The sequence below is a fragment of the Streptomyces sp. NPDC127068 genome, assembly GCF_042724695.1.
Classification (GTDB): Bacteria; Actinomycetota; Actinomycetes; order Streptomycetales; family Streptomycetaceae; genus Streptomyces.
Map to the genome: position 1 here is coordinate 29,595 of NZ_JBHXEN010000021.1, position 11,699 is coordinate 41,293.

Below are 11,699 nucleotides of genomic sequence, written 5' to 3' on the forward strand. Positions count from 1 at the left end.
CGGAGCACGTTCCCGGGGCCCGGTGACCGCCCCGGCGTTCACCGGGCCGTCCAGGCGCGTCACGCCGGGTACGCCCTCGACCATGCGTACGCCCCCGCGCCCGGGACGGTCCGTCCGCCCCGCCCCCGGCCCGCCCACCGCTCCGCCCCCGCCGCCCCGCGCACGCACCGGCCCGCTCGGGGCGTCCGGAGGAATCGACCGAGGTGGTCGGCCCTCGCGGGCGCCGCCCCGCGACCGGAGACCCGGCGCGCACCGCCGCCGGGCCCGGTTCGAGGGCGGGGCCCGACCCGCCGTGGTCCCGGCGCGGTCGGCCCCTGCGCGCGCCCCGGCGCACCGCCGCGGCGCGCGCGAGCACGCGCGGTCGTACGCACCGGCCGGCCCGGCTGGGGATACTCAGGACATGGCTGCCGCGTACGCATCCTTCGACCTGGCACCCGCCACGCGGGCGGGCGGGGTCCTCGCCAACGGCGAGCTACAGGCGCACCGGGACTTCGTGGACTTCATCATCGACGGACGCCCGTTGCTGTACCGCCTCGCCGACCTCGACGCCGTCTCCCCGCTCGCCTCGGACGTGCCGCCCGCGATCTTCACCGCCCAGGTGCGCGGCCTGCTGCTGGAGGCCCCGGCACCGCTCGCCGACGACCGCCACATCATCTACGGCTGTCCCGAGTGCGAGGACCTGGCCTGTGGCGCGGTGACCGCCGTCATCGAACGGGACCCCGCCGATCCCGACGACGTCATCTGGCGCGACTTCGCCTGGCAGACCGACCGGCGCGTCGACCTCCCCCTCAACGGCTACCACGGCATGGGACCGTTCCGGTTCCGCGGAGCCGAGTACCGCGCCGCCCTCCAACAGCTGGTCGAGGGCACGGCGCCCGCCCGGCGCCGGGTGCTGCTGATCGGTGACCGGGTCGCGGTCCTCGCCCGGCTCGCCGCCGCCCTGCGCACCATCGGCATCGGCGCCGACATCACCCGGGACGCCGCCCACGTGCCCGCCGACGAACTGCGCGCCTACGGTGCGGTCGCCTTCGGCGCTTCCGTCCCCGACGCCGAACGCACCCTGGTCCGGGCCACGTTCGACCACGCCGGGCTCACCGTCACCTACGTGGACGGGCTGGCCCCGATCGTCCCGCTGCTCGTCGCCCAGGTCGAGCACGCCCTCGACACCGCCCGGGCCGGACGGCGTCGACTCACCCACCTCTCCAGCGCCGGGGGCGACGCCGGGGTGGACGTGTCCTCGACCTGCCGGGTGCGGCTGCTCGCGTACCGCCTCGACCGGCTGCGCCGCACCCGCACCCACGAGGTGTTCGACGGGGTGCTCGGCCCCGGGCACCACCGCATTCCGCTTGACGGCGACGTACGCGGCGGAAGATCCTTCCTGGTGGCACGCACCACGGACAGCGTGCTCGTCGCGCCCTCCGTACGATGAGCACACCGTGACACCGGGCGGGCAGTGACCGTCCGACCGTGACCGCCGCGACACCATGACGTCCGCCACGACCAGCAGGGGGTGCGCTCCGATGCGCCGGTGAACGCGAGGAACCGTCCCCTCGGCGGACGACCCTGCGTACCCGGCCCCGCGCACCCGTGCCACCCCGTGGCACCCGTGCGACCAGGGCGGTGGGACCCGCCGGACGTGCGCCACCCACCCTCCGTCCAGGATCGGACCGTCATGACCGCCACCCTCGTCGCCAAGGACCTCGCCGCAGGCCACGGTGACCGCACCCTCTTCTCCGGACTCGAACTCGTCGTCGCCCCGGGCGACGTGATCGGCCTGGTCGGCGCCAACGGCGCCGGCAAGTCGACCCTGCTGCGGCTGCTCGCCGGGCTCGACACCCCCGAACAGGGAGAGCTGAAGCTCTCCCCGCCGCACGCCACCGTCGGCCATCTGCCGCAGGAACCGGAGCGTCGCCCGGGCGAGACGGTGCACGCCTTCCTGGCCCGCCGCACCGGCGTCGCCGAGGCCCAGCGCGCCATGGACGCCGCGACCCAGGGGCTCGTCGACGGCACCCCGGGCGCCGATGACGCCTATGCCGTGAGCCTGGAGCGCTGGCTCTCCCTGGGCGGCGCCGACCTGGACGAACGCGCCGCGCAGACGGCCGCCTCGCTCGGTCTGGGCGTCGGCCTCGACCAGCTGATGACCAGCCTGTCCGGTGGCCAGGCCGCCCGCGCGGGACTCGCCTCGCTCCTGCTGTCCCGCTACGACGTCTTCCTCCTGGACGAACCCACCAACGACCTCGACCTCGAAGGACTGGAACAGCTCGAACGCTTCGTGCGCGGTCTGCGCGCGGGCACCGTGCTCGTCAGCCACGACCGCGAGTTCCTCACCCGGACCGTCACCAAGGTCCTCGAACTCGACCTCGCCCAACAACAGATCAACCTGTTCGGCGGCGGCTACGCGTCCTACCTGGAGGAACGCGAGACGGCACGGCGGCACGCCCGGGCCGCCTACGAGGAGTACTCGGACAAGAAGAGCTCCCTGGAGGCCCGCGCCCGCACCCAGCGGGCATGGATGGAGAAGGGCGTCAAGAACGCGCTCCGCAAGGCCCCCGACAACGACAAGATCGGCCGCCGGGCCCGCGCGGAGTCCAGCGAGCAGCAGGCGGCGAAGGCCCGGCAGACCGACCGCCTCATCGAGCGCCTGGACAAGGTCGAGGAGCCCCGCAAGGAGTGGGAGCTGCGGATGGAGATCGCCGCGGCGCCCCGGGCCGGCGCCGTGGTCGCCACCCTGCGCGACGCGGAGGTGCGGCGCGGCGCGTTCCGGTTCGGGCCCGTGACGCTCCAGATCGACTGGGCGGACCGGGTCGCCGTCACCGGCCCGAACGGCTCCGGGAAGTCCACCCTGCTCGCCGCGCTCCTCGGCCGCCTCCCGCTGGACGCCGGGCACAGCGCGCTGGGGCCGGGCGTCGTGGTCGGCGAGGTCGACCAGGCACGTGCGCTGTTCCACGGGCCGCAGCCCCTGCTCGACGCCTTCCGCGCGGCCGTCCCGGACACCGAACCCGCCGAGGTGCGCACCCTGCTCGCCAAGTTCGGCCTCGCGGCCGACCACGTGCTGCGCCCGGCGGCCACCCTGTCACCGGGCGAGCGGACCCGGGCCGCCCTCGCCCTGCTCCAGGGGCGCGGCGTCAACCTGCTCGTGCTCGACGAGCCGACCAACCACCTCGACCTGCCGGCCATCGAACAGCTGGAGTCCGCGTTGAGCAGTTATCAGGGGACGCTCCTGCTGGTCACCCACGACCGGCGGATGCTGGACGCCGTCGACACCACCCGGCGCCTCGCCGTCGCCGACGGAACGATCACCGAGCACTGAGCACTGAGCACCGGGGGCGGGGCGGACCTGCCGCCCCGCCCCCCGACCACGCCCGTGCGCCCCCGTACGGAGCGGCTAGCGCAGACCGGCGCGTCGCAGTGCGTCCGCCATCGCGCTGTTCGCGGGCGGCGGCGCCTGCCGGGACCCGCCCCGGCCCTGCGGCGAAGCGCTCCGCCCCTGCCGGGGCTGCGGTGCCTTCCGACCGCCGCCGCCACTGCCGCCCGCGCCGCCGCGCCCGCGACCCGCGTCCCGACCGGAACCGCCCTGGGCCCCGCCCTGGGACGCCGCGGCCTCGTCGTCCAGCCGCAGCGTCAAGGAGACCCGCTTGCGCGGGACGTCGACGTCCAGGACCTTCACCTTGACGATGTCCCCGGGCTTCACGACGTCCCTGGGGTCCTTGACGAACGTCTTCGACATCGCCGACACGTGGACCAGACCGTCCTGGTGCACCCCGACGTCCACGAACGCGCCGAACGCCGCCACGTTGGTCACGACCCCTTCGAGGACCATCCCGGCGACCAGGTCGCCGAGCTTCTCCACGCCCTCCTTGAACGTCGCCGTCCGGAACGCGGGCCGGGGGTCACGCCCCGGCTTCTCCAACTCCCGCAGGATGTCGGAGACCGTCGGCAATCCGAACGTGTCGTCCACGAAGTCCGCGGCCTTCAACGAGCGCAGCGCGGCACGGTCCCCGATCAGGGCCGTCACCGGGCCGCCGGAACGCTCCACCATCCGCCGCACCACCGGATACGCCTCGGGGTGCACGCTGGAGGCGTCCAACGGGTCGGCCCCGCCCCGGATGCGCAGGAAGCCCGCGCACTGCTCGTACGCCTTCGGCCCGAGCCGGGCGACGTCCTTGAGCGCCGTCCGCGCGGGGAACGGACCGTGGGCGTCGCGGTGCGAGACGATGTTCTCGGCGAGCCCGGAGCTGATCCCCGACACCCGGGCCAGCAGCGGCGCCGACGCCGTGTTCACGTCCACCCCGACGCCGTTCACACAGTCCTCGACGACGGCGTCCAGCGAGCGGGACAGCTTCACCTCGGACAGGTCGTGCTGGTACTGACCGACCCCGATGGACTTCGGGTCGATCTTCACCAGTTCCGCCAGCGGGTCCTGGAGCCGGCGCGCGATGGACACCGCGCCGCGCAGCGAGACGTCCATGTCCGGGAGTTCCTGCGAGGCGAACGCCGAGGCCGAGTACACCGAGGCGCCGGCCTCGGAGACCATCACCTTGGTCAGCTTCAGCTCGGGGTGCCGGGTGATCAGGTCACCCGCCAGCTTGTCGGTCTCGCGGGACGCCGTGCCGTTGCCGACGGCGATCAGCTCGACCGCGTGCTCCCGGGCCAGCTTCGCCAGCACGGCCAGCGACGCGTCCCACTTGTTCTGCGGCACGTGCGGATGGATCACCTCCGTCGCGACGACCTTGCCGGTGGTGTCGACCACGGCGACCTTCACCCCGGTACGGAAACCGGGGTCGAGCCCGAGGGTCGCACGGGTGCCCGCCGGGGCGGCCAGCAGCAGGTCCCGCAGGTTCGCCGCGAACACCCGGACCGCCTCGTCCTCGGCGGCCGTCCGCAGCCGCAGCCGCAGGTCGATCCCGAGGTGCACCAGGACCCGGGTGCGCCAGGCCCAGCGGACCGTGTCCTTCAGCCAGCGGTCCCCGGGGCGACCCCGGTCGGCGATGTCGAACCGGGAGGCGATCGCCTGCTCGTAGGAGGTGGGCACCGGGGCGGCGGTCGGGTCCTGCGGCTCCTCGGGCTCCAGGACGAGGTCGAGGACCTCCTCCTTCTCCCCGCGCAGCAACGCGAGGACCCGGTGCGAGGGCAGTTCGGTGAACGGTTCGGCGAAGTCGAAGTAGTCGGCGAACTTCGCGCCCGCCTCCTCCTTGCCCGCCCGGACCTTCGCCTGGACCCGTCCGCGCGTCCACATGCGTTCCCGCAGCTCACCGATGAGGTCCGCGTCCTCCGAGAACCGCTCGGTGAGGATCGCCCGGGCCCCGTCCAGGGCGGCCTGCGGATCGGCCACGCCCTTGTCGGCGTCCACGAACGCCGTGGCGGCGGCCGTCGGGTCCACCGACGGGTCGCCCAGCAGGCCGTCGGCGAGCGGTTCCAGCCCGGCCTCCCGGGCGATCTGCGCCTTGGTCCGCCGCTTCGGCTTGAACGGCAGGTAGATGTCCTCCAGGCGGGCCTTCGTGTCGGCGGCCCGGATCGACGCCTCCAACACCTCCGTCAGCTTGCCCTGCTCGCGCACCGAGTCGAGGATCGTGGCCCGCCGCTCCTCCAGCTCGCGCAGATAGCGCAGCCGCTCCTCCAGGGTGCGCAGCTGGGCGTCGTCCAGCGACTCGGTCGCCTCCTTGCGGTAGCGGGCGATGAAGGGCACGGTCGAACCGCCGTCGAGCAGTTCGACCGCGGCCCGCACCTGCCGCTCCCGCACGCCGAGTTCCTCGGCGATCCTGCCTTCGATGGACCCTACGAGGGGTGTCGTCACGTTCCCGTACCGCCTTCTCCACTGGGGTTGCGCGGCAATTGTGGCAGGTTACGGCGGCGGCGGGCCCGCAGGGCGAGCATCGGGCACGCCGTGGGACGGGCCGCCCCCGCCGCCCGGCGGGTCAGCCCTTGCCGAAGGCGTCGGCGGGGAACGCGCCCGCCGCCAGCGCGGTGCGCGTGAAGCCTCCGGCGAGTTCGGTCAACCGTGCGACACCGGCTTCCCCCAGGTGTGCGTAGGGGGCGCCGTCCAGCCGGTCGGTGCGCTCCTCCAACTCCGTGCGCAGGGCGCGTCCCGCATCGGTCAGCTCCCCGTCCGCGGTGAGCAGGCCCCGGGCGCGCAGTCGTTCGCCCGCCGCCTCCCAGTCGGTGCGTCGCCAGCCCCGTGAACCCGTGGCCCACTTCGGTGTCATGCCCTTGCCGGTCGCGGTGTGGCTGACCATCGCCTCCACCGGGTCGAGCCCGAGGTCGAGCAGGACGGCCACGTGCCCGTCGCCCCGGTGTTCGCGCAGCAGGGTCGAGGCGTGCCAGAGCGCGAGGTGCGCGGCGTCGGGGACCTCCAGTCCGGCGTGGGCCGCGTACAGCGCGCGGCCGTGCGGGGCGCACCCCTCGGCGGCCCGCAGCGCGAGCCCGGCCGCCTCCGCCATTTCCGGCGACGCCAGCGCGTCCGCCCCGAGCAGCCGCCGCAAGGACGCGTCCACGGCCCGCAGTCGGGCGGCGAGCACCGCACCGGGGTCGGCGGTGCGCCACGCACCGGGCAGGTGGGCGGCGACCAGGGCGGGGCTGAACACGTAGAACGCCGCCGTCACCGGCCCCGGTCCGACCGGCCCCATGGCCGCCGAGCGCAGCGCGAAGTACGTGGCCGACCAGCCCTCGAAGCCGAGGGCCGTCATCTCGGCGGAAGCCTCGGGGGCGAAGTAGTGCGCGGAGTGGAGGGGATTGAGGACGTGGTGGCACCGGCGGGCGGCGCGCTCCGGGAGGGAACCCATGGCCGTACGTTACTGACCGGTCATTAGGTAGCGGAAGGGGTACCGGGTATCCGGGCTCCGGTCGTGGCAGGAAAGGAGGGACACCCGTCATTGCGGTCATCGACCACTCCGGCGAACAATCGATCACATGTCGCAGCGAACCGTTCTCGTCCTCCTCTTCGACGGGGTGCAGAGCCTCGACCTCACCGGACCGGTGGAGGTGTTCAGCGGCGCGGCGCGCGCCCTGGGCGACCCGAACCTCGGATACCGGGTCCGTACGGCCTCCGTGGACGGCCGGCCGGTGCGCACCTCCAGCGGGTTGACCCTCGTCCCGGACACCGACCTGGCGACCGCGTCCGTACCGCACACCCTGGTCGTTCCCGGCGGCGTAGGCACCCGGCCCGGGCATCCGCCGCTCATCGAGTGGCTGCGGGCCTACGGCCTCTGCGCCGAACGCCTGGTGTCGGTCTGCACGGGCGCCGCCCTGTTGGCGAAGGCCGGACTCCTCGACGGCCGCCGGGCCACCACCCACTGGGCGCACAGCGACTCCCTGGCCCGTGACCACCCCGCCGTCGAGGTCGATCCGGACCCGATCTTCATCCGTGACGGAAAGGTGTCGACCTCGGCCGGTGTCACCTCGGGCATCGACCTGGCGCTCGCCCTCGTGGAGGAGGACCACGGCCGGGACGTCGCCCTGACCATCGCCCGGTACCTGGTGGTGTTCCTGCGCCGCCCGGGCAACCAGGCCCAGTTCAGCGTCCAGCTCGCCGCCCAGACCGCGAGCCGTTCGCCGCTGCGCGAGGTGCAGCGGTGGGTCTCCGAGCACCCCGGCGCCGATCTGTCGGTGGCGGCCCTCGCCTCCCGCGCCGCGTTGTCGCCCCGGCACTTCGCCCGGGCGTTCCACGCGGAGACCGGGATGACTCCCGGGCGGTACGTGGAGCGGGTGCGCGTCGAGCACGCCCGCCGGCTGCTGGAGGAGACCACGGACGGGATCGAGCAGATCTCCCGCAACAGCGGCTACCGCAACCCGGAGGCGCTGCGCCGTGCGTTCGTCCGCACCCTCGGCGCCCCGCCGACGGACTACCGCCGCCGCTTCCGTCCCGCCGCCTGACCTCCCGCCCCCCTGCGACCACTCCGCTCCCGTGACCGACCGTCACCCACCGTCATCGACCGAAAGGCCGTGCCATGCAGATCGCCGTCATCCTGTTCGAGGGCTTCACCTCCCTCGACGTCGTGGGTCCCTACGAGACGCTCCAGCACCTCCCCGGAGCCGAGACCGTCCTGGTCTCCGCGACCCGGGGCCCGGTCCGCAACGATTCGGGCAGCCTGGCGCTGGTCGCCGACCGGACCTTCGAGGAGGTGACCACCCCGGACATCGTCGTCGTCCCGGGCGGAGCGGAGGTCGGCCCGCAGACCGAGGACGCCGTGCTCCTGGAGTGGCTGCGGTCGGTCGACCGCGGCACCACCTGGACCACCTCGGTGTGCACGGGTTCGCTGATCCTCGGGGCGGCCGGTCTGCTCACCGGCCGGCGCGCCACCACGCACTGGCTGGAGAGGGAGCGGCTGCGGTCCTTCGGCGCCGAACCGAGCGCCGAGCGCGTGGTGTTCGACGGGAAGTACGTGACGGCCGCGGGGGTGTCCGCGGGCATCGACATGGGGCTCACCCTGGTGGGCAAGATCGCGGGTGACCGCGTCGCGCGGTCGGTCCAACTGGTCCTGGAGTACGACCCGCAGCCGCCCTACGACTCGGGCTCCCCGGAGAAGGCCCCGGCCGACCTGGTCGCCGAGTGGCGCGCGAGGGCCGGTCAGCAGGTCTGAGTCGCAGCAGCGTGCGCCGGGGCACACAGGGGGGTCCCGGCGCCCGCGGGCCCGCGAGCGGAGGCCGTCCCCGCCCGTCGGGGTCCGTCCCTACGCGACGGGCGGGGACGGCCAGGGGAAGCGGGGCGGCCGGTGTTCGAGGAACGCGGCGACCCCCTCGGCGGTCTCTCCGGTGCCCCGGGCCAGCGCGGACCAGTGCTCGGCCCGGTCCGAGCGGCCCGCCGAGAAGTCCTTGGCCGCCGCTTGGGTCAGCTGGGAGCGTGCCGTGAGGATCTCCGTGAACTCGGCGACCCGCGCGTCCAGCGCGTCCGGTGCCCACACCTCGTCCACCAACCCGGTGCGCAGGGCCCGCGCCGCGTCGATCAGCTCCCCGGAGAACAACAGGTACTTCGCCGTGGCGGGCCCCACCAGGGAGACCAGACGACGGGTGGACGACTCGGGGTAGATGATGCCGAGCTTCGCCGGAGTGACCCCGAACAGGGCGTCCTCGTCGGCGAACCGCAGATCGCAGGCGGCGGCGAGCTGGCAGCCGCCCCCCACGCAGTGCCCGCGCACCACGGCCAGCGTCGGCTTGGGGAAGGCGGCGAGGGCTTCCTCGGCCCGCACCGAGAGTTCCTGGGTCGCCTCCACCGTCCCGGGCGGCCCGCTCAGCGTCGAGATGTCCGCGCCCGCGCAGAACGTTCCGCCCGCGCCGGTGAGCACCAACGCCCGTACCGCGGGGTCGACGGCCAGCTCGTCGAGGATCGGCGGCAGGGACCGCCACATCTCCTCGGTCATGGCGTTCCGCTTCGCGGGCTGGCAGATGACGATGGTGGCGACCCCGTCGGTCACTCCGTACGGCAACTGAGGCTCCATGCGAACGGATGCTATCTGCACCGGCCGAACGTACGATCATCAGTGGGGGGCGCGCAGGCCCTGGGAGGCGCCGATGAGTACGCCCCGTACCGAGGTCAAGAAGCTGCGGCGTGGGTTCACGGGACTGGTGGTCCTGGGCATCCTGCTCGTCATCGCCGGAGTGGTCGGTCTGGTCTACGTCGGCGTGGCGACGCTGACGACGATGTTCCTGTTCGGCTGGCTGTTGCTGATCGGCGGGATCATCGGGCTGGTGCACGCCGTCCAGTCGCGACACGAGAGCTACTTCTGGCCCGCGGTGCTGATCGCCGCGCTGTACCTGGCCGCCGGCGTCGTGATCCTGCGCCGGCCGGACGTGGCCGCGGCGACCCTCACCATGTTCGCCGCCCTGCTGTTCCTGGCGGGCGGACTGTTCCGGCTGGTCGGAGCGCTGGTGGCGCGCGGCCCGCAGCTCGGTTGGGCGCTGGTGCAGGGCGCGCTGGGCGTCCTCCTGGGGGTACTGGTCCTCGCGGAGTGGCCGAGCAGCAGCGTGTACGTCATCGGCTGTTTCTTCTCGCTGGCCCTGCTCTTCGACGGCCTGGGGCTGATCGCCACCGGGGTCGGCGGGCGACAGATCGTGGGCCTGGTGACCGACACCCTGGCCGGGCCGGAGGAATCCGCTGCGGGGAGCGGGCGGCACGACGACCGGCCGCCCGGGGCCACGGGCTAGTCGGGGCGCGGGCCGACCGCGCACGGGGTCGGTGCTGGGGCCGGCCGTTCCGGTGACCGAGGAAGCGCCTTGTCGCGTACAACCTGAAGAGCGTCCGAACGCGGCAAATCGGGTCAGGGGCGGTCATGTGCGCCGACGCGGTCAAGCGCGATCGGTCACAATGCGTCGATAGTTGCTGACTTTTGGTCAGGTATCCGGTGTGGGCCCGGTCGTTCCTAACACTCGACGTGTGGAGACAATCGAGCGCGAGGGCGGCGACCGGACGATGGACAGTGCTGGCAGGCGGGATTCCGGACCGCTCCCGGTATCCGGTCACGGAGCGTCACCGGGCACCGTCCCCGGCCCCCTGCCGTACGAGGGCGTGTGGCGCTTCCAGGCCCCGGCGGCGGACGCCTCGGTGCCCCGGGCCCGACGGGCGGTCCGCGACCTGCTGCTGAGGCAACGGGTGCCGGTCTCCGACGAGCTGCTCCAGGGGCTGCTGCTGATCGTCTCGGAGCTGGCGACCAATGCGGTCAAGCACGCCGCGGTGCTCTCCCCGCTGCTCACCGTGGAACTGGCGGTCGGCGCCGAGTGGGTGCGGGTGTCCGTCGAGGACAACCACCCCTACCGACCGACCGCCCTGGAGGCCGATCACGGCCAGACCGGCGGCCGGGGGCTGCTCCTCGTCCGGGAGGTGACCCGGGAGGCGGGCGGCGTCTGCGACGTGGAGAAGACGCCGAGCGGCGGCAAGGTCATCTGGGCCGCCCTGCCGCTCGGGCCGCTGACGGTCCCCGCCCGCCGCGCGGCACGGTACTGACGGTGACCTGAGGTACACGTGGTGCATGAGGTGGTCCGGCCCCCGGCCGGACCACCCCCGTGGCTCACCAGCCCGCGGACGGGCCCGTCAGCTCCCTGATGGCGGGTCGCGCGGCGTCCAGCACGGTCATGAACCAGGCCGAGAAGGCGTCCTTCTCGTGCCGCGCCAGCAACTCCTCGTACGTCACGAAGGCGGTGTCCCCGACCTCGGTGGCGTCCGGCCGCGGCGGCTGCTGGACCATCCCGACGAACAGGTGGTTGAACTCCTGCTCCACCAGCCCCGACGCCGGGTCCGGGTGGTTGTAGCGGACGGTCCCGGCCTCGGCGAGCAGGGACGGGGAGACCCCCAGCTCCTCGAAGGTGCGACGGGCCGCCGCCGCGAAGGGGGCCTCGCCCGGGTACGGGTGGCCGCAACAGGTGTTCGACCAGACGCCGGGGGAGTGGTACTTGCCGAGCGCGCGCTGCTGGACCAGCAGTCGTCCTCGCTCGTCGAACAGGAACACCGAGAACGCCCGGTGCAACTGCCCCGGGGCCTGGTGGGCGGAGAGCTTCTCGGCCGTGCCGATGGTGGCGCCGTCCTCGTCGACCAGCTCCAGCATGATCGCTTCGGCGGTGGTGCCCGGCGCGGTGTGCTCCGCGTTCGCAGGTGTGATCGGCATACCCATCCTTCGCTTCGGTCCTCGCACGTCAAGTCTGCCGCATATCACCGACACTTCCGGCATCGACGACGTGCGCCGCGTGCCGCTGGCCCGTCGTCCGGGCACGTC

At 73.6% G+C, this 11,699-nt stretch carries 10 protein-coding genes; 6 read left to right on the forward strand and 4 right to left on the reverse strand.

What is annotated here, in order from left to right:
• Positions 1-400 precede the first annotated feature (400 nt).
• Together ACFWIA_RS15455 and ACFWIA_RS15460 are read left to right on the forward strand one after the other, a co-directional pair.
• A complete protein-coding gene (locus ACFWIA_RS15455) occupies positions 401-1,429 on the forward strand; it encodes an oxidoreductase (RefSeq protein WP_387004526.1) in 1,029 nt (342 codons plus the stop codon).
• Between the two features lie 243 nt (positions 1,430-1,672).
• Positions 1,673-3,310 carry an ABC-F family ATP-binding cassette domain-containing protein gene (locus ACFWIA_RS15460; protein WP_387004528.1) on the forward strand — a complete coding sequence of 546 codons (1,638 nt, stop codon included), beginning with the start codon at positions 1,673-1,675 and terminating at the stop codon, positions 3,308-3,310.
• A gap of 75 nt (positions 3,311-3,385) precedes the next feature.
• On the opposite strand, the gene ACFWIA_RS15465 is transcribed toward ACFWIA_RS15460, so the two are convergent.
• Positions 3,386-5,794: a Tex family protein gene (locus ACFWIA_RS15465; RefSeq protein ID WP_387004531.1), complete on the reverse strand. Its 2,409-nt coding sequence runs from the start codon at positions 5,792-5,794 to the stop codon at positions 3,386-3,388.
• Positions 5,795-5,915: 121 nt separating this feature from the next.
• On the reverse strand, positions 5,916-6,779 hold the full coding sequence (locus ACFWIA_RS15470) for a hypothetical protein (protein ID WP_387004534.1): 864 nt from the start codon (positions 6,777-6,779) through the stop codon (positions 5,916-5,918).
• A gap of 127 nt (positions 6,780-6,906) precedes the next feature.
• Between ACFWIA_RS15470 and ACFWIA_RS15475 the strand changes: the two genes are divergently transcribed.
• Together ACFWIA_RS15475 and ACFWIA_RS15480 are read left to right on the forward strand one after the other, a co-directional pair.
• Positions 6,907-7,869 carry a GlxA family transcriptional regulator gene (locus ACFWIA_RS15475; RefSeq protein WP_387004537.1) on the forward strand — a complete coding sequence of 321 codons (963 nt, stop codon included), beginning with the start codon at positions 6,907-6,909 and terminating at the stop codon, positions 7,867-7,869.
• A 74-nt stretch (positions 7,870-7,943) separates the two neighbouring features.
• Positions 7,944-8,576: a DJ-1/PfpI family protein gene (locus tag ACFWIA_RS15480; RefSeq protein ID WP_387004540.1), complete on the forward strand. Its 633-nt coding sequence runs from the start codon at positions 7,944-7,946 to the stop codon at positions 8,574-8,576.
• A gap of 90 nt (positions 8,577-8,666) precedes the next feature.
• On the opposite strand, the gene ACFWIA_RS15485 is transcribed toward ACFWIA_RS15480, so the two are convergent.
• Entirely contained in the window at positions 8,667-9,431 is a 765-nt protein-coding gene (locus ACFWIA_RS15485) for an enoyl-CoA hydratase/isomerase family protein (RefSeq protein ID WP_387004543.1), read from the reverse strand.
• A gap of 73 nt (positions 9,432-9,504) precedes the next feature.
• On the opposite strand from ACFWIA_RS15485, the gene ACFWIA_RS15490 reads away from it, so the two are divergent.
• A complete protein-coding gene (locus ACFWIA_RS15490; protein WP_387004546.1) occupies positions 9,505-10,137 on the forward strand; it encodes an HdeD family acid-resistance protein in 633 nt (210 codons plus the stop codon).
• A gap of 265 nt (positions 10,138-10,402) precedes the next feature.
• A complete protein-coding gene (locus ACFWIA_RS15495; RefSeq protein ID WP_387004725.1) occupies positions 10,403-10,933 on the forward strand; it encodes an ATP-binding protein in 531 nt (176 codons plus the stop codon).
• A gap of 64 nt (positions 10,934-10,997) precedes the next feature.
• Here ACFWIA_RS15495 and idi read toward each other — a convergent pair whose 3' ends face one another.
• Positions 10,998-11,591 carry an isopentenyl-diphosphate Delta-isomerase gene (gene idi / locus ACFWIA_RS15500; protein ID WP_387004549.1) on the reverse strand — a complete coding sequence of 198 codons (594 nt, stop codon included), beginning with the start codon at positions 11,589-11,591 and terminating at the stop codon, positions 10,998-11,000.
• Positions 11,592-11,699: the final 108 nt, after the last annotated feature.